The sequence below is a fragment of the Brevundimonas sp. ALps5 genome (assembly GCF_058681645.1).
In genome coordinates this window covers 600,503-618,415 of record NZ_CM178744.1, presented here as the reverse complement: position 1 = coordinate 618,415, position 17,913 = coordinate 600,503, and the positions used below count along the sequence as shown (strand labels likewise).

The window sequence follows — 17,913 nt, the reverse complement described above, 5'->3', positions numbered from 1 at the left end:
ACCATGTCCCACAACACCTTCGGCCATCTGTTTCGCGTGACGACCTGGGGCGAGAGCCATGGGCCGGCGATCGGCTGTGTGGTGGACGGCTGTCCGCCGCTGATTTCCCTGACCGAGGCCGATCTGCAGCCCTGGCTGGATCTGCGTAAGCCCGGCGGCAGCCGCTTCGTGACCCAGAGGAACGAGAGCGACACGGCGCGCATCCTGTCGGGCGTCTTCGACGACGGAAACGGGCCGGTCACGACGGGTACGCCGATCGCCATCGAGATCCAGAACGAGGACCAGCGCTCCAAGGACTATGGCGAGATCGCCCGCGCCTATCGTCCCGGCCATGCCGATGTGACCTATCAGGCCAAGTACGGGGTGCGCGACTATCGCGGCGGCGGCCGGTCCTCGGCGCGCGAGACCGCCAGCCGGGTCGCGGCGGGGGCGGTGGCGAGGAAGGTGTTGGGCGAAGGCGTGAAGATCCGCGCCGGCGTGGTTCAGCTGGGGCCGCACCGGATCGCTGACGCCGCGGTCGATTTCGACGCCGTCTATCAGAACCCCCTGTTCGCGGCCTCGGCGGCGGTCGTGCCCGAGTGGGAGGCGTATCTGGACGGGGTGCGCAAGGCCGGGTCCTCGATCGGCGCCGTGGTGGCGCTGGAGGTCACGGGGGTTCCGGCCGGCTGGGGCGCGCCCCTCTACGCCAAGCTGGACGCCGAACTGGCCGCGGCCATGATGTCGATCAATGCGGTCAAGGGCGTGGAGATCGGCGCGGGCTTCGGCGCCGCCGAACTGACCGGCGAGGCCAATGCGGACGAGATGCGGATGGGCGAGGACGGAAATCCCGTCTTCCTGTCCAACCATGCGGGCGGCATTCTGGGCGGCATCTCCACCGGCCAGCCGTTGACCCTGAGGGTGGCGTTCAAGCCGACCTCCTCGATCCTGACCCTGCGCCAGACCGTCAACCGCGACGGCGAGGAGGTCGATCTGCGGACCAAGGGGCGGCACGACCCCTGCGTCGCCCTGCGCGGCGTGCCGGTGGTCGAGGCCATGGCCGCCTGCGTCCTGGCCGACGCCATGCTGAGGCACCGGGCCCAGATCGGGTAGCGGCCACTCAACCCGGGCGGGTTGGGGGTGGCCGGGACGGATGGCCTTGGTTAGGCTGGCTCCATGACCGCTTCGCCCCTGCATGATCGCCGCGACAAGATGTTCCGCCGGGCGCGGCTGGGTCTGATGATCGCCGCCCTGGCGCCGGCGACGGCCTTCGCCGCCTTGCTGGGCTACAAGTTCAACCTCTGGCCGGCGGGCGTCGCCCTGGATGTGCTGACCCTGAAGATCACGCCGGTGCTGGCCGTCCTTGGGGTGTTCGGCGCCCTCTATGCGGCGACCGCGGCCCTGTCGGAGCGGCGCTATGCCGGGTCTCTGGGGCTGGCGGCGGTGCTGGTTTCGGCGATCACCATCGGCGCCTTCGGCTGGCACTACGTCCTGGCGCGAGACGCCCGGGGCGGCGGGGACGTTTCGACAGATGCCGCCGATTCTCCCTACTATCCCGAGCGGATCATGGCCCAGCGGACCGAGAGCCGCGCGCCGCCCGTTCCGGCCCTGGTCGGCGCCGGGGGGTGCGAGGTCAGCTTCCTGCCGACCCAGGTGGCGCCGGGGGTTGTGGCCTATGCGCTCGACAAGGCCGGCTTCGACGTACCGGCCGTCGGCGTCGGCGGCGGCTCGGGCAGCCTGATCACCTTCTGGTACAACCGCACCTATGACGCCGTGGTCCGTGTCCGGCCGGGCCGCACCGATGTGCGCGTCACCGCCCGCGATTTCAGCCACGATCGCGGCGAGGCCTGCCGGCTGGCGAAGAAGATCGTCGCCGGGATGACGGCCTAGGCCTTCAGGCGCCACATCGCATCGAGGACGGCGCCGGGCTCGGCGATGACGCGGCCGTCGCGGACCAGCTTGGTCAGATGGGCCAGGACCGACAGGCTGGCGGCGGGCCACAGCCTCTGATCCACCGCGGCGTAAAGGATCGGCACCATCTGGGCGATCATCCGGTCTCCGGCGGCGAGGCGGGTCAGGATCTGATCCTCACGCGCCTGACGATGGGCGCGATAGGCGATCAGGAAGGGGGCGGGATCGGTGACCGGCGCCCCGTGGGTCGGCCACAGGGTGGCGAAGTTGCGGGCGATGACGGCGTCGAGGCTGGCCATATAGTCGGCCATGTCGCCGTCGGGTGGGGCCACGACCGTGGTCGACCAGCCCATGACGTGGTCGCCGCTGAACAGGGCGTTCTCCTCCCTCAGGATGAAGGCCATGTGGTTGGAGGCGTGCCCCGGGGTGGCCAGGGCCTCGATCGTCCATCCGTCGCCCTCGATCACCTCCCCACCGGTCAGGATGACGTCGGGGGCGAAGGCGGCGTCCTCGTCCTCCTCCAGCGCCTCGCCCTGTCCGGAGTCTGAGGCGTGGACCATCTGCGCGGGCGGTCGGGCGGCCAGGATGGTCGCGCCGGTCGCCTCGGCGAAGGGGCGGGCGAGGGGAGAGTGGTCGCGGTGAGTGTGGGTGACCAGCACATGGCTGACCCGCCGGCCGTCGACCGCAGCCAGCAGGGCCGTCAGGTGGGCGTCGTCGGGCGGGCCGGGATCGATGACCGCGATCTCCGCGCCGGGCTCCGGGCGGCCGACGATATAGGTCCCGGTGCCGGTGAAGGTGAAGGGGCCGGGGTTGTCGGCGATGACCCTTTGTATCAGGGCGGAGACCTGATCGCGGCGTCCGTAGACGACCTCGATTTCACGAACGAAAGGAATCATCGGGCGATCTTCCACAAAGACGCGGCGCGGACCGGGCTGATTATCCCGGAAAGGGCCGCCGCCGCGCGTGGAAAAATCAGCCCCCGCCGTTCAGACGCAGTTCCTCGTTCACGAACCGGGCCACCTTGATCACCGCCCCGGGTTTGGGGTGGATGTTGTCCAGATAGTCGTCGGGGGTCCACCGCGGGTCGCGCGTCAGGTCGTGGAAGACGACGTTCGGGGCGGCGAGCAGGGCCAGCCGGTCGCGGTACGTCTTCAGCTTCGCCGGATCGGTCAGCATGGCCTTGTTCGGATAGAGGATGACGTCGATCGGACGACCATAGCGGCCGGTGAATTCCCGCCAGTGCGTCAGGACCGGCGCTTCCTCGCCGAAGCGCGGATCCTCGGCGGCGGGCTTGAGCAAGGTCTTGGCCGCCAGATAGGTCACCGCCGACAGGGGGTGGCGGCGCGGATGGGTCAGGTCGCTTTTCCAGACCGAGCCGGACTGGATGTCGGCGTAGTTGACGATGAAGACCAGCCGGTCGGCGCCGGCGACGACCTCGGGGTTGGCGTCCAGATAGGCCAGCTCGTTGGCCACGCTCCAGCTGCCGGCGCCGATGGGCCAGACGGTGACGCCGGACAGGGCCTGGAGGTTCGGCCCCAGCCGCTGGTCCTGACGGTAGGATGAGGTCCCGTAGACCAGGCTGTCGCCGATCAGGACGACGTCGGTCGCCGGGCTCGGGGCGAAGGGCGCCGCCACCCCCATGTGATGTTCGTTGAAGACCCAGTCGCGGCCCAGCAGCCGGCCCGCGGTGTCGGCCGTCGGAATATAGCCGGTGACCGGATTGGCGTCGTAGGTGGGGAAGTCGACGGCGCCGACGGCCCGGGCGCCGACCTCGGCCGCCAGCAGGCCCGCCAGGCCGAGACCGGCCAGAATTCCTGCACTGACCAGAAGCTTGCGGCGGCTCCAGAGGGCGGAGAACCGGGCCCACAGCGCCCTTGGCCCGGAGCCCGCATCGCCCGCCGCGGCGCCCGTTTGCGCGTAGTCCATGTCGCCCTCATCCCGTTATGCAATTCTGAATTGCATAAACAAGGCGAAGCTTCAATTTACGGTTGGCGCCCTTGGGCTGCGCGCCCGGTCAGCGAATCCACTCAAGGGTGTATGTCGGCGTTTCGGTCGATGGCGCGCCCGGGATGGGACGACCGGCTGGCCTGGCCCTTGCCTTAACGAGAGGTAAATCCCCTCTCGGAGCGCCGCCGTGGCCAAAGCCCTTGCCCTGAATGTCTCAAATCGGCTCCAGCCGATCGTGGCGGCGATCCTGTGTCTCATGGCGGCGCAACTGATCACGGCGTCGTGCACGCCCGAGCCCGCGCCCTACGCGGCGCGGGTCGCCATCATCCGCTAGGGATCAGAGGGGCAGGCCGCCCAGGGCGTAGCCGGCGCCGGCGGCCGCGGTCAGAATCTCGTCGCGCGACAGGGCGCCCGACCGGTTGACGGCCAGGGCCCAGGCGGCCGAGGACCGCATTCCGGACTTGCAGAACATCAGCACCGGCGTGCCGTCGGCCAGGGCCGCCTCGACCGCGTCGACCACGGCGGCGTCCGGGAGACCGCGCGCCGGGGCGTGGACATAGTCCAGACCGGCCGCCCGAGTCGCCGCCTCGATCTCGTCCGAAGTGGGTTGACCGGGCTCTTCGTGGTCGGGTCGGTTGTTGATCACCCGCCCGACGCCGAGGGCGGCCGCCTCGGCGAGGTCGCCGGTCTGGATCTGACCGGCCACCAGCACGCCGGGGAAGAGTTGTCGAAACGCCGACATGGGGAAGCCTTTTTACGAATATGTATGGTCTTATTGGCGGCGCACGCGCACGGCGCGGCTGCGGTCGATGGTCAGTAGATAGCTGCCGAGGGTGGCGCGGCGAACCCGCACCGCCTGGCCGGCCTGGTTGCGGAAATTGACCCGCTCGCTGTCGATCTGGCGCCAGGTGCTGCCGTCGGCCAGGACGAAGGTCCATTTGCCGTCGCCGGCCGCGACGGCGCGGGTCAGGGTGGTCTCGACGGAATCGATCCGCTCTGGCGCGGGACCGGCGTCAAACAGGGTGATGGAGGGCAGTTCGAAGCCGAACAGCTGGCGGCGAGCGGCGTTCACCTGGGCCCGATCGACCACCACCACCTCGCCCTGGCGCTCGGCCGAGTCGAGGGCGGAGGCGGCGGCGTCATAGCAGGCGAGGCGGGCTTCCGCCGCCGTCACGGCCCGGCAGGCGACCAGCCTCGAGAGCAATTCCGGCCGTTCCTGAGGTGCGGGCTGTTGCGCCGATGCTGCGGTCGCGAATGCGGCGAGGCAAGCAACGCCGAAGAACAGGCCGGAGGTCCGAAGGAAGGGGAGCGGGCGTAAACGCATGGAAGGTGTCACCGGTTCCGATTGGATTCAGGAAATTTTTCGTCTCGGGGGACCTTAGCGCCGTCCCGCTTCGGGTCATAGGCGCCCCTTTCGGAAACGTGTCTCGAATACGACAGTCCCGGGGCGAGTTTGTTACAGCTGCGTAATTGCTGTGGCGCAACACGGAACAAGGCGCCTAACCTTCCTTAGCGATCCGGAAATCCGGTCCGGGGTCAGCGAAAACCAAAACAGAGGTCGGGCCCAGCTTTCTGGAAGGAGCGGGGCCACATTCAGGAGAACGATCCTTGAGAACCCAACAAACGCGTCAACGCCTTCTGGCGACGACCATCATCACCGGGGCGGCCCTCGCGGCCTTCGCGGCGCCGGCCTTCGCGCAAACCGCGCCGGCGACCGACCCGCAGGCCGATGAAGTCGCCGAAGTCGTCGTGACGGGCTCGCGCATTCCGCAAGCCAACCTCGTGACCACCAGCCCGGTGACTCAAGTTACGGCCGAGGACATCGACGTCCAGGGCGTGACGCGGGTCGAGGACCTGATCACCCAACTGCCGCAGGCCTTCGCCGCCCAGAACTCGACGGTGTCGAACGGCGCCTCGGGCACCGCCACGGTGGCGCTGCGCAACCTCGGCTCGTCGCGCACCCTGGTGCTGATCGACGGTCGCCGCATGGGCTACGGCTCGCCGAACGATCCGGCCGCCGACCTGAACCAGATCCCCGGCCAGCTGGTCGAGCGGGTTGAAGTCCTGACCGGCGGGGCCTCGGCCGTCTACGGTTCGGACGCTGTCGCCGGCGTCGTCAACTTCATCATGAAGAAGGACTTCGAAGGCATCCAGCTGGACGCCACCTACGGCTTCTACGCCCACCACAACAGCTATGACGGCACGGGCAACCTGCGCGCGGAAATCACCCGCCGCGGCAGCACCAACCCGTCGCAGTTCAAGCTGCCGGAAGATGACGTTTCGGACGGCGAAAGCCGCGAAATCACCCTGACGATGGGTGTCGCCGCGCCGGACGGCAAGGGCGGCCTGCTGGCCTATGCCGGCTACCGGAACAACAACCCGATCCTGCAACGCGACCGCGACTATTCGGCTTGTACGATCGCCGCGCCGACGGCCGCCTCGGGCCCCACGACCTACTCGTGCGGTGGCTCCGGGACCTCCTTCCCCGGTCGTTTCACCGACTTCGGGGCCTTCAACTACACCTTGGGCGCCGGCCAGACCTTCATCCCGTTCAACAACGACCGGGATCAGTACAACTACGGCCCGGTCAACTACTACCAGCGCCCTGACGAGCGCTACACCCTCGGCGCCATGGGTCATTACGAGATCAACGAACACGCCGAGGCCTTCACCCAGCTGATGTTCTCGGACTATTCGTCGGTCGCCCAGATCGCGCCGTCGGGTAACTTCTTCAACACTGAAAGCATCAACTGCGACAACCCGCTGCTTTCGGCCTCGCAGAAGACCGCCATCGGCTGTACCCCGGCCCTGATCGCGTCGGGCGGCTCCGTGCCGTTCTACATCGGTCGCCGGAACGTCGAGGGCGGCGGTCGTCAGGACTCGCTGAACTATGAATCCTACCGTGCGGTCGTCGGCCTGCGTGGTCTGATCACCGAGGGCTGGAACTACGACGTCGCCGCGAGCTTCTCGCGCGTTCGTCTGTCGCGGACCTACCTGAACGATTTCTCGGTCACGCGTCTGAAGCGTGCGACGGATGTCGTCAGCGTCGGCGGCGTGCCGACCTGTCGTTCGGTCGTCGACGGCTCCGACCCCGCTTGCGTGCCCTACAACGTCTTCGTCGCGGGCGGCGTGACCCAGGCCGCTCTGGACTACCTGCAGATCCCGCTGATCCAGACGGGTGAAACCACCCAGCAGGTCGTCACGGCCGCCGTCACCGGCGACCTGGGCACCTACGGCATCCAGTCGCCCTACGCCGCTTCGGGCGTGAAGGTGGCCTTCGGCGCCGAATACCGCCGCGACTACCTCGGCTCCACCACGGACGCCGCCTTCGCCTCCGGCGACGGCGCCGGCCAGGGCGGCCCGACCATCGGCGTCACCGGTTCCACCGACGTCACCGACGTATTCGGCGAAGTCCAGGTGCCGCTGGCCGACGGTCAATCGTGGGCCTATTCGGCCTCGGTCGACGGCGCCTTCCGTCACTCCGAGTACAAGAACCTGTCGACGGACACCTACAAGGTCGGCGCCGACTACGCCCCGATCGAGGACCTGCGTCTGCGGGCCAGCTACTCGCACGCCGTTCGCGCGCCCACGGTTCTGGACCTGTTCTCGGCCCAGGGCCTGAGCCTGTTCAACATGGCCGCCGATCCCTGCGGCCCGGCCAAGACCGCGACCCTGGCCCAGTGTCTGGCGACCGGCGTTCCGAACTCGACCCAGTACGGCAGCACCGCCCTGACGAGCTCGGCGAACCAGTACAACCAGATCACGGGCGGTAACCCCAATCTGGCGCCGGAAGAATCCGACACCTACACCTTCGGTGTCGTGTTCACCCCGTCGTTCGTGCCCGGCTTCAACCTGTCGCTGGACTACTTCGACATCAAGATCGACGGTTCGATCAGCTCGGTCGGCGCCGCCAACACCGTCAACCTCTGCTACAAGGATAACGACGCGGCTGCGTGTTCGCGTATCCACCGCAACTCGAACGGTTCGCTCTGGACCGGTACGGGTTACGTCGAGAACCTCGCCATCAACATCGGCGGCGTTCAAACGAGCGGCCTGGACGTCAACGCCAACTACTCGTTCGATCTGACCGACCTCGGCGCTCCGGACCTGGGCAAGATCGGCCTGGCCTTCGTGGGCACCTGGCTGAACACGCTGGAAACCGACACCGGCACGGGCACGACCAGCGCGGTCTATGACTGCGTGGGCTACTACGGCTCGGCCGAATGCGGCACGCCGAACCCGGAATGGCGTCACCGCCTCCGCGTCAACTGGTCCACGCCGTGGAACGTCGATGTCGCGGGTACGTGGCGTTACTACAGCTCGGTCGACTACGGCTCGAGCCTGACGGGTTCCGTCGCGGGTCGCCTCGACTCGACGCTGGACGCCATGAACTACTTCGACGTGTCGGCCAACTGGCAGATCACGGACACGGTCTCGGGCCGCGTCGGCGTCAACAACGTGTTTGACACCGATCCGCCGCTGACCACGATCGGCAGCAACGGGAACACCTTCCCGGAACTGTACGACTCGCTCGGCCGCTACGTCTTCTTCGGCGTCTCGGCGAACTTCTAAGGCTGTCGGTCCCTCGCGGACCGGCAACCCTGGAAAAGGATTGGGCGGCGGACCTTCGGGTCCGTCGCCTTTTTCTTTGCCTGAAGGGCGTGGCCCGATTTTTCTTCGCCCCGGAAAAACCATTCGCGGGCGGCAAGCGTTACGGTGCGCCGCCGACGCCTGATGGTCGCCGCGCCCTTTCAACGATTTTGGATCGCCCATGCTCAGCCTGATCGCCGCCGCCGCCCTGCTGCTCCAGACCCAGACGGCGCCCGTCCCGCAAGACGGCCCGATCGCCACGGCGGCCGACGCCGCCGTCGCCGAGACCCCGGCCCAGCTGCGGATGCGGGAGGCCCTGGCCTATTCCAACCCCATGCCGCGCGGCGCGCCGGATCGGGACTATCCGCTGGTCGCCTGGTGCGACGCCCTGGTCAGCGGCCATGTGAAGCTGGGCGAGACCCTGACCGACCGCAATCCCGAGGATCTGGAGATCATCCGCCTGGGCAAGCTGGAGGCGGCGGACTTCCGCGGCGCCCTGGTCGCCGCCCGCTCGCGCCAGTCGGCCGCGACCCGCGCCGCCGCCGACGCCGCCGCCGCTGAAGCGACGGGCCGCTGGACCGCGGTCCTGGCCCAGACCGACGAGGCGGCGCGCAGCCAGGCCTTCGGCCTCTTCTTCGGCCTGCCCGGCCGCTGCGAACACGCCGCCCGCCGCATCCGCGAGAACATCACCACCCCGCCGGCGACGCTGGAAGAAGTGGGGTTGAAGAGCGAAGGCGTCGAGCAGGCGCAGTAATCCCTCTCCCTCTCCCAGAGGGAGAGGGAGGGACCCTCGAACGCAGTGAGTGGGAGGGTGAGGGGTTCTGTCGCTCACCGGTGAGCGCTTAACCCCTCACCCTTTCGCCTTGCCGATCGCTTCGCTCCCGGAGGCCCAAGCCCTCTCCCTATGGGAGAGGGTTTTGTTTTTTACGCCGCCGCCCCTCGCGCCGCCTGACCGGGGTCGTAGTTGAGGATCGGGGCCAGCCAGCGTTCGGCGGTCTCGACGTCCCAGCCCTTGCGGCGGGCGTAGTCCTCGATCTGGTCGCGATCGATCTTGCCGACGCCGAAATAGTGGCTGCCTGGATGGCCGAAGTAGAGGCCGGAGACCGAAGCCGGGGGCGTCATGGCGAAGCTCTCGGTCAGGGCCATGCCGGCGTTCTGACCGGCGTCCAGCAGACGGAACAGGGTGGCCTTTTCGGTGTGGTCGGGCTGGGCCGGATAGCCGGGGGCCGGGCGGATGCCCTGATACTGTTCGGCGATCAGGTCATCGACGCTGGTGGCCTCGTCGGGGATGTAACCCCAGAGCTGGGTCCGGACCTCCTTGTGCAGCCGTTCCGCGAAGGCCTCGGCGAGACGGTCGGCCAGGGCCGCGGCCATGATCGAGGAATAGTCGTCGCCGGCGTCCTTGAATTTCTTCGCGATCTCCAGCTCGCCATGGCCGGCGGTGACGGCGAAGGCGCCGATATAGTCCTCGCCCTCTTCAGCGATGAAGTCCGACAGGGCGAGGTTCGGCTTGCCGTTCGACTTGGCGATCTGCTGACGCAGGGTGTGGAAGCGGGCGATCTCTTCGGTGCGGCTCTCGTCGGCGAAGACGGCGACGTCGTCGCCGAGGGCCCGGGCCGGCCAGAAGCCGACGACGCCCCTGGCCGTGAACCACTTCTCCTCGACGATGGTCTTCAGCATGGCCTGGGCGTCGCGGAACAGGTCCTTGGCCGCCTCGCCGACGATCTCGTCCTCGAGGATCAGCGGATAGCGGCCGATCAGCTCCCAGCTGGCGAAGAAGGGCGTCCAGTCGATGTGGTCGGCCAGGTCCTGAAGGTCCCAGCCGTCGAACGCCTTCACGCCGATGAAGGACGGCTTGCCCGGCATGCGGTCAGCGGGATCGGGCGTGAAGCGGTTGGCCCGCGCCTGAACCAGAGAGGCGCGCGCCTTGACCTCCTGCCCCCGGGCGTACTGTTCGCGGATGCGGACGTATTCGTCGCGGGTGGCGGCCTCGTTCTTCTCGCGCTCGGTCTTCGACAGCAGGCCCGATACCACGCCCACGGCGCGCGAGGCGTCGATGACATAGGTGGTCGAGCCGCGATGATAGCCGGGCTCGATCTTGACCGCCGTATGGGTGCGGCTGGTCGTGGCGCCCCCGATCAGCAGGGGAATGTCGAAGCCGCGCCGCTCCATTTCGCGCGCCACGAAGACCATCTCGTCCAGCGACGGGGTGATCAGGCCCGACAGGCCGACGATGTCGACGTTGTGCTCCTTGGCGGCGTCGAGGATGCGGTCGGCCGGGACCATGACGCCCAGGTCGATGACCTCATAGTTGTTGCACTGGAGAACGACGCCGACGATGTTCTTGCCGATGTCGTGGACGTCGCCCTTGACGGTCGCCATCAGGATGCGGCCGGCCTGCTCGCGCGGCTTGCCGGCCTTTTCGGCTTCCATGAAAGGCTCGAGCCAGGCCACGGCCTGCTTCATCACGCGGGCCGACTTCACGACCTGGGGCAGGAACATCTTGCCCGAGCCGAACAGGTCGCCGACCACGTTCATTCCGTCCATCAGCGGACCTTCGATGACGTGCAGCGGCCGGTCGAACGACAGTCGGGCCTCTTCGGTGTCGGCGTCGATGAACTCGGTGATGCCGTTGACCAGCGCGTGTTCGATGCGCTTGCCGACGGGCTGGTTGCGCCATTCCAGATTGACGACCTTGGCCTCGGTCTTGTCACCCTTGAAGCCGGGCGCGATGTCCACCAGCCGTTCGGTGTTGGAGACATTGGTCCGCTGGGGCCGGTTCAGGATCACGTCCTCGACGGCTTCCCTGAGCACCGGGTCGATGTCGGAATAGACCGGCAGGTCACCCGCATTGACGATGCCCATATCCATGCCGGCGGCGATGGCGTGGTAGAGGAAGACCGAGTGGATCGCCCGGCGCACCGGCTCATTGCCGCGGAAGCTGAACGAGACGTTCGACACCCCGCCCGAGACCCGGGCGTGGGGCAGGGTCGCCTTGATGACCTTCGTCGCCTCGATGAAGTCGACGGCGTAGTTGTCGTGCTCCTCGATCCCCGTCGCCACGGCGAAGATATTGGGGTCGAAGATGATGTCCTCGGGCGGGAAGCCTACCTCGTCCACCAGGATGCGATAGGCGCGGGTGCAGATCTCGATCTTGCGCGCGGCGGTGTCGGCCTGACCCACTTCATCGAAGGCCATGACCACGACGGCGGCACCGTAGCGCAGGCAGGCGACGGCCTGTTCCCGGAACTTGTCCTCGCCCTCCTTCATGGAGATAGAGTTGACGATGGGCTTGCCCTGAACGCACTTCAGCCCGGCCTCGATCACCTCCCATTTGGAACTGTCGATCATCACCGGCACGCGGGCGATGTCGGGCTCGGCCGCGATCAGGTTCAGGAAGGTGATCATGGCCTGCTGCGAATCCAGCAGGCCCTCGTCCATGTTGATGTCGATGACGGCGGCGCCGGCCTCGACCTGCTGACGCGCCACATCGAGCGCGGCGGTGTAGTTCCCCTCGACGATCAGCTTCCGGAATTTGGCCGAACCGGTGACATTGGTTCGTTCGCCGATGTTGAGGTAGGCGGGACGCAAGGCGGAGTATCCTTAGTGGGCGGGCGCCGCGGGGGTGCGAGCGGCCGTGACCTCGACCTCGATCAGGAAGCCGGGGCCGGCGAGGCCCGCGACCTGCACCGTCGAGCGCGAGGGGCGGTTGGGTTGTTCGGGCGTGCCGAAATACTTGCCGTAGGCCTTCATCATTCCGGCGAAGTCCATCCGCTCCGAGCCGGGGGCGGCCATGAGGTAGACGGTCATGGAGACGACGTCGCCCATGGTCAGGCCGCGCGTGGCCAGCAGCCGTTCGATCTTGGCGAAGGTGGAGGCGGCCTGGGTCTCGGTGTCGCCATAGGCGGCGACCGTCCCGGCCGGGGCGGTCGTGTCGGCGACGTCCGGCAGCTGGCCGGACAGGAAGATCAGCTCGGTCCCGGCGGGCACCGTCACCGTCGAGGCGATGAAGGCCGTAGGGGAGGGGTAGGTGCGCTCGATCGTGGAGGTCGAAGCGGTGGCGGGAGCGGGCGCCGTCTGGGCGAAAGCCGGGGCGGCGACGGCTGCGAGCACGGCGGTGGCGGCGAAAGCGATCTTGAACATGGTCATGGTCTCCTTCAGGCGGGTTGAGCCAAAGACTGGCTGGCGCGGCGGGCGGCGATGGCGTTGACGGCGCGCCAGCCCGAGACGATGGCGCCCTGCTGCCAGGCGCCGACATGGCTGAGGTGCTCGCCGGCGAACAGATAGGGGCCGTCGGGATCGTTCATCAGCGTATAGCCCGCCGGGTCTTCCTCGGCCACCTGACCGGCGATGCCGAGATTGAACGGGACTTTGCCCCAGTGGACGGTGACGCCGTCGGTCAGCTTGCCGGACTGGCCGGGGTGCAGCCGCTCGACCGTTTCGCGCGCATAGGCCTGACCTTCGGCGAGGGGCAGGGAGCCCAGCCGGGTCGCGGGGCCCGCGAAGCTGTAGCCGGCGACCAGGATGCCGGTCGGATGCAGGAAACGCCCGGACGGATACCAGGTCATCAGGGTGTCGCGGTCGGTGAAGCTGAGGCCGCCGTAGATCTGGTCCTTGCTCTCCCAGAAGCGCGGCGACTGGAAGGCGATCTTGACCGAGTCGCCATAGACCGCGTTTTTCACCACGGCCTGACGGCTGGGCGAGAAGTCGTTTTCGATCCCGGCCAGGACGGGGAAGGGGATGGTGCAGATACAGTGGTCGGCGGCGACGGCGTGGCTGGCGCCGGCCCGGTCCTTCCATGTGACTTCCACGCCCGCACCCTTGCGCTTCAGGCTGGTGACCTGGGCGTTCAGGGTGACGGCGCGGCCCAGCTTCTCGGCGAAGGCCATGGGGATGCGGTCCATGCCCCCGACCGGCTGGAGCATGGTCGCCTGCATGTCGATGATGTCGTGGAAGGTCGGCGCCCCCCAGGCCACGGGATGAAGCAGGGAGGCCAGGACCATGGCGTCACGCGGCTTGCCGACGACGTCTCCGGCGCTCGGCTCGATCATCAGGCCCGAGGCCTCGCTGTGGCGGAAGGCGAGGTCGGGATCCAGCCCGCCCCAGCCGATCAGGTTCTCGACCAGCTTCGCCTGATCCTCGGCGGTCAGGGCCGTGTCGACGCCGCCGTTCCTTACCCCCTTGGCCAGCAGGGAGGCGACGTGGCCGCGCACATTGTGGATGGCCTGACGCATCTGCAGCGGTTTGCCGCCGTTGAAGCCGTCGGCCTGGACCAGGGCGGAGTCGGAGTGGTTGACCAGCACCTCCATCTCGACGCCCAGCTCCTTGCAGTAGCCGAGCGTGGCCTGATGGTGGCTGGGGATGCGGGCCGGGCCGGCGTTGAAATACTGGCCGTCCTCGAACGTGCAGGTCTGTTCCGGTTTGTCGATGTGGGCGATCTTCGAGCCGCGGCGGACAGTCCAGTTGCGGCCGCCCACGCGATCGCGGGCCTCCAGCACGGTGACGGCATAGCCGGCCTTCTTCAGTTCGTAAGCCGCCGACAGACCGGCGACGCCGGCGCCGAGGATGACGACACTCGCTCCATTGCCCGAGCCGGGGCGCAGGGACGGGGTCTCGGCATGGGCGACGCCGTCGTCGACCAGACCCATGGCCCGCATGGCCATATACATACCGCCGGTCCCGGCCACAGCCGCCAACCGTGTCAGAAACGCCCGTCTCGTCCCACTCATGATTCAGCCCCTTTTCGCAGATGCGAGAAGAGCATCACGACACGGCGAGCTTGACCATAGAAAAGGACGGGCGCGGACGGTCATCCTGCCATTTCGAACGGTTCGAGGCCTGAAAGCCGCATGGCCACCGGGCGCTCCGGGATCGGGCGCGGCGGCAGCTTGGATACGCCCTGGGCGACATGGGCGATGTGGTCGGGCGTGGTGCCGCAGCAGCCGCCGACGATGTTGACCAGACCCGCCTCGGCCCATTCCTCGATGAAGTGGGCGGTCTCGTGCGGCTCCTCGTCATACTGGCCCATAGCGTTGGGCAGGCCGGCGTTGGGATAGGCGGCGACCAGGGTGTCGGCGACGCGGCTCAGTTCGGCGATGAACGGCCGCATCAGATCGGCGCCCAGGGCGCAGTTGAAGCCGATGGCGAACGGCTTGGCGTGGCGCACCGAGTTCCAGAAGGCCTCGGCGGTCTGGCCCGACAGGGTGCGGCCCGAGCGGTCGGTGATGGTGCCCGAGATCCAGATCGGCAGGGCCTCCATGCCCTCGTCCTCGAGGTCCTTGATGGCCTTGATCGCCGCCTTGCAGTTCAGCGTGTCGGTGATCGTCTCGATCAGATAGAGGTCGACGCCGCCTTCGTTCAGGGCCTTCACCTGCTGGCGATAGGCCTCATAGACCTGATCGAAGGTCACCAGCCGCGCGCCCGGATCGTTCACGTCCGAGGACATGGACAGCATCTTGTTCAGCGGGCCGATGGAGCCGGCGGCGAAGCGCGGTTTCGATGGCTCCTTCTCCGTCCAGCGGTCCGCGGCGGCACGGGCCAGCTTCGCGCCTTCCAGATTGATGTCCCAGACCGCCTGGGCGTCCAGCCTGTAGTCGTCCTGGGCGATGACCGTGCCGGAGAAGGTGTTGGTCTCGGAGATGTCGGCGCCGGCGGCGAAATACTGGTCGTGCAGGTCGCCGATGATGTCCGGGCGGGTGATGCACAGGATGTCGTTGTTGCCCTTCATCTGCTCGCGCTCGTCATAGCCGTTGGCCGTCACGAAGCGGTCGCCGCGGAAGTCGTGCTCCTCCAGGCCGCGACGCTGGATCATCACGCCCCAGGAGCCGTCGAGGACCAGGATGCGTTCCTTCGCCGCCTTGTGCAGGGCGGCGATACGTTCGGCGCGGGTGAGAGGGGAGGTCATCTTACGCAACGGCCTTCTGTTCGCGGACGCCCAGCACGCGGCAGATCGCATAGACCAGGTCGGCGCGGTTCAGGGTGTAGAAGTGGAAGTCCTGGAAACCCTCTTCCTGCAGCCGGGCGCAGGTCTCGGCGGCGACCGAGGCGGCCAGCAGCTTGCGGGTCTCGGGGTCGTCGTCCAGGCCGTCGAAATGGTTGGCCAGCCACTGGGGCACCGAGGCGCCGCACGCTGCGCTCATCCGCTGCAGGCCCGCGAAGTTGGACACCGGCATGATGCCCGGCAGCAGGGGCGCGGTGATCCCGGCCGAGCGGATGCGGTCGCGGAAGCGCAGGAAGGCGTCGATGTCGAAGAAGAACTGGCTGATCAGCCGGGTCGCGCCGGCGTCGATCTTGGCCTTGATGACGTCGATGTCGTGGTCGATCGACGGGCTCTCCGGATGCTTCTCCGGATAGGCGCCGACCGAGATGTCGAAGCCGCCGACGCGGCTGACGGCGCGGGCCAGTTCGGTGGCGTTGGCGTATCCGTCGGCGCGGGGCGTATAGGCGCCGCCGATGTCAGATGCGCCCGGAGGATCGCCGCGCAGGGCGACGATGTGATCGACCCCGATGGCCTTGTAGCTTTCGATCACCTCATCGACCTCGTCGCGTGAGGCCTCCACGCAGGTCAGGTGGGCGGCGGGACGCAGGCTGGTCTCGGCCAGCATCCGCTGGACGGTCCGGTGGGTGCGCTCGCGCGTCGAACCGCCGGCGCCGTAGGTCACCGAGACGAAGGCGGGATTGAGGGGCTCCAGCCGGCGCACCGCCTCCCACAGGGTCTGTTCGGCCTTGTCGGTCTTGGGCGGGAAGAATTCGAACGAGACCTTGACCGGGTTGGCGTTGTCACCGGCGCGGGCCACGGGACCCAGCGGCGACAGCAGCAGGGCCCGGGCGGCGGCCAGGGTCCCGGAGGGACGTTCGGGCTGCGGAGCGGCGGAAGCCATCAGGCGGCCTTTCGGGAATCGGAGGAGGCGGCGCGCACGCCGGTCCAGATGGTGACGGTCAGGCCGTCGGCGTCGGGCGGCAGGGCCACGGTCGGCAGGGCCTTGAGGCCGCAGTCGGCGAGCCAGCCGGAGACTTCTTCAGCTCCGAACCCGAGGCGGCGGTGCTGATGCTCCTCGCGCAGGGATTCCATCTCGTGCGGGGCGAAGTCGACGATCAGGATGCGGCCGCCCGGGGCGACCAGCCGCGCGGCCTCGACCACGGCGGCGTGAGGGTCGGCGAGGTAGTGGAGCACCTGGTGCACGATCACCAGATCGGCGCTGGCCGAGGGCAGGCGGGTGGCGAAGATGTCGCCGTGCCTCAGCTCCACCCGCTCCACGCCCGCGCGGGCGACGTTCGACCGGGCGATGTTGAGCATGTTGTGGCTGAGATCCAGCCCCACCGACATCTTCGCCTTCTTGCCCAGAAGGGTCAGCATCCTGCCTGAACCGGTGCCCAGGTCGACGACGCGCTCGAACGGGCCGGGACCGGCGGCGGCCTCGACCGCGCTCTCCACTGCCGTCTCGGCGACATAGAGGGAGCGGATGCGGTCCCATTGGGGCGCGACCTGTTCGAAATAGGCGGCGGCGGCGGCGGCGCGTTCGTCGCGAACCTGGTCGAGGCGGCGGTGGTCGTCCTCGCCCTCGGAATCGTCCAGCAGGTCCAGCACCGTCTCGACCAGGCGTCGGGCCAGGGGGTCCGAAGAAATGCGATAGAAGACCCGGGCGCCGTCCGGAAAACGCTCGATCAGACCGGCGTCGGCCATCAGCTTGAGATGGCGCGAGACGCGCGGCTGGCTCTGCTGCAGCACCCGCGACAGCTCCATGACCGACAGCTCCTCGCCGGTCAGCAGCGACAACACCCGCAGCCGTGTCGGCTCGCCGGCGGCGCGCAGGGCGTCGATGGTTTGATCAGCGGAGAGGCTCATGGGTTTCATATAAAGATATCCTTATATGATTTGGCAAGCGGTAAACGCAGGCGGCGTTTCCGGATCCGCGATATTGGTCGAATTCCCGCGACGGAAGGCCGCAGGGCCCTCGTTCAAAGGGAGTCCTCAGGAGATTTTCCATGATCCGCCTCGCTCTCGCCCCCACCGTTCTGGCCGCCGCCGTCCTGGCCGCCGTCCCCTTCGCCGCTTCCGCCCAGCAGGGTCCGGGCGGCGGGATGATGGGCGGGATGGCCCAGATGGGCCCCTTCACCCTGGCCCAGATGCAGGAGCGGTCCGACGCCCGCTTCCACAACCTCGACGCCAACCACGACGGCTCCCTGACCGGCGCCGAACTGACCCCGCCCCCGACCCCCGGCAGCATGATGAGCGCCGGCCGCGGCATGGAGCGCGCCGACGCCAACCATGACGGCACGGTCACCCTGGACGAGTATCACGCCATGATCGGCCAGGTGTTCGCGCGCATGGACGCCAACCATGACGGCACGGTCACCCCGGAAGAGCTGCAGGCCATGCGCGGCATGATGCGTCCGGGCGGTGGTCAGGGCGGTCCGGGCGGCCCCGGTGGCGGGATGATGCCGCCCTCGGACGGCGGCGGCATGCAGCCGCCCTCCGGCGAGTAAATC

The 17,913-nt window shown here is 68.1% G+C and carries 16 protein-coding genes; 6 read left to right on the top strand and 10 right to left on the bottom strand.

From position 1 onward, the window contains the following. The first annotated feature begins 3 nt into the window (after positions 1-3). Positions 4-1,089 (top strand): chorismate synthase, encoded by a 1,086-nt coding sequence (gene aroC, locus ACW172_RS02805; protein ID WP_492033669.1) that lies wholly within the window; start codon positions 4-6, stop codon positions 1,087-1,089. 63 nt (positions 1,090-1,152) lie between these two features. Next, positions 1,153-1,866: a hypothetical protein gene (locus tag ACW172_RS02800; protein WP_492033668.1), complete on the top strand. Its 714-nt coding sequence runs from the start codon at positions 1,153-1,155 to the stop codon at positions 1,864-1,866. Here the strand turns inward: ACW172_RS02800 and ACW172_RS02795 are convergent. Beyond that, on the bottom strand, positions 1,863-2,783 hold the full coding sequence (locus ACW172_RS02795; RefSeq protein ID WP_492033667.1) for an MBL fold metallo-hydrolase: 921 nt from the start codon (positions 2,781-2,783) through the stop codon (positions 1,863-1,865). The genes ACW172_RS02800 and ACW172_RS02795 overlap by 4 nt on opposite strands. Positions 2,784-2,859: 76 nt before the next feature. Continuing rightward, positions 2,860-3,813 carry an SGNH/GDSL hydrolase family protein gene (locus tag ACW172_RS02790; RefSeq protein ID WP_492033666.1) on the bottom strand — a complete coding sequence of 318 codons (954 nt, stop codon included), beginning with the start codon at positions 3,811-3,813 and terminating at the stop codon, positions 2,860-2,862. Between the two features lie 208 nt (positions 3,814-4,021). On the opposite strand from ACW172_RS02790, the gene ACW172_RS02785 reads away from it, so the two are divergent. Further along, entirely contained in the window at positions 4,022-4,168 is a 147-nt protein-coding gene (locus ACW172_RS02785) for a hypothetical protein (protein WP_492033665.1), read from the top strand. A gap of 3 nt (positions 4,169-4,171) precedes the next feature. On the opposite strand, the gene ACW172_RS02780 is transcribed toward ACW172_RS02785, so the two are convergent. Then, entirely contained in the window at positions 4,172-4,576 is a 405-nt protein-coding gene (locus ACW172_RS02780) for a protein tyrosine phosphatase family protein (RefSeq protein ID WP_492033664.1), read from the bottom strand. Between the two features lie 30 nt (positions 4,577-4,606). Beyond that, entirely contained in the window at positions 4,607-5,038 is a 432-nt protein-coding gene (locus ACW172_RS02775; RefSeq protein ID WP_492033663.1) for a hypothetical protein, read from the bottom strand. Between the two features lie 404 nt (positions 5,039-5,442). On the opposite strand from ACW172_RS02775, the gene ACW172_RS02770 reads away from it, so the two are divergent. Continuing rightward, the gene (locus ACW172_RS02770; protein ID WP_492033662.1) at positions 5,443-8,406 is read left to right on the top strand and encodes a TonB-dependent receptor domain-containing protein; all 2,964 of its coding nucleotides are present in this window, start codon (positions 5,443-5,445) and stop codon (positions 8,404-8,406) included. Between the two features lie 199 nt (positions 8,407-8,605). Continuing rightward, entirely contained in the window at positions 8,606-9,178 is a 573-nt protein-coding gene (locus ACW172_RS02765) for a hypothetical protein (protein WP_492033661.1), read from the top strand. A 170-nt stretch (positions 9,179-9,348) separates the two neighbouring features. On the opposite strand, the gene metH is transcribed toward ACW172_RS02765, so the two are convergent. The 6 genes from metH to ACW172_RS02735 all read right to left on the bottom strand — a co-directional run bounded on the left by metH (position 9,349) and on the right by ACW172_RS02735 (position 17,269). Then, entirely contained in the window at positions 9,349-12,015 is a 2,667-nt protein-coding gene (gene metH, locus ACW172_RS02760; RefSeq protein ID WP_492033660.1) for a methionine synthase, read from the bottom strand. 12 nt (positions 12,016-12,027) lie between these two features. Continuing rightward, complete coding sequence (locus ACW172_RS02755; protein ID WP_492033659.1) at positions 12,028-12,567, bottom strand: RidA family protein; 540 nt, start codon at positions 12,565-12,567, stop codon at positions 12,028-12,030. 14 nt (positions 12,568-12,581) lie between these two features. Continuing rightward, positions 12,582-14,153 (bottom strand): flavin monoamine oxidase family protein, encoded by a 1,572-nt coding sequence (locus ACW172_RS02750; RefSeq protein WP_492033658.1) that lies wholly within the window; start codon positions 14,151-14,153, stop codon positions 12,582-12,584. Between the two features lie 80 nt (positions 14,154-14,233). Then, positions 14,234-15,328 carry a homocysteine S-methyltransferase family protein gene (locus ACW172_RS02745; RefSeq protein ID WP_492033657.1) on the bottom strand — a complete coding sequence of 365 codons (1,095 nt, stop codon included), beginning with the start codon at positions 15,326-15,328 and terminating at the stop codon, positions 14,234-14,236. 1 nt (position 15,329) lies between these two features. After that, positions 15,330-16,304 (bottom strand): methylenetetrahydrofolate reductase [NAD(P)H], encoded by a 975-nt coding sequence (gene metF / locus ACW172_RS02740; RefSeq protein WP_492033656.1) that lies wholly within the window; start codon positions 16,302-16,304, stop codon positions 15,330-15,332. Beyond that, positions 16,304-17,269 carry an ArsR/SmtB family transcription factor gene (locus ACW172_RS02735; protein WP_492033655.1) on the bottom strand — a complete coding sequence of 322 codons (966 nt, stop codon included), beginning with the start codon at positions 17,267-17,269 and terminating at the stop codon, positions 16,304-16,306. The genes metF and ACW172_RS02735 overlap by 1 nt, the downstream gene beginning before the upstream one ends. Before the next feature lie 140 nt (positions 17,270-17,409). On the opposite strand from ACW172_RS02735, the gene ACW172_RS02730 reads away from it, so the two are divergent. Beyond that, the gene (locus tag ACW172_RS02730) at positions 17,410-17,910 is read left to right on the top strand and encodes an EF-hand domain-containing protein (protein ID WP_492033654.1); all 501 of its coding nucleotides are present in this window, start codon (positions 17,410-17,412) and stop codon (positions 17,908-17,910) included. Positions 17,911-17,913: the final 3 nt, after the last annotated feature.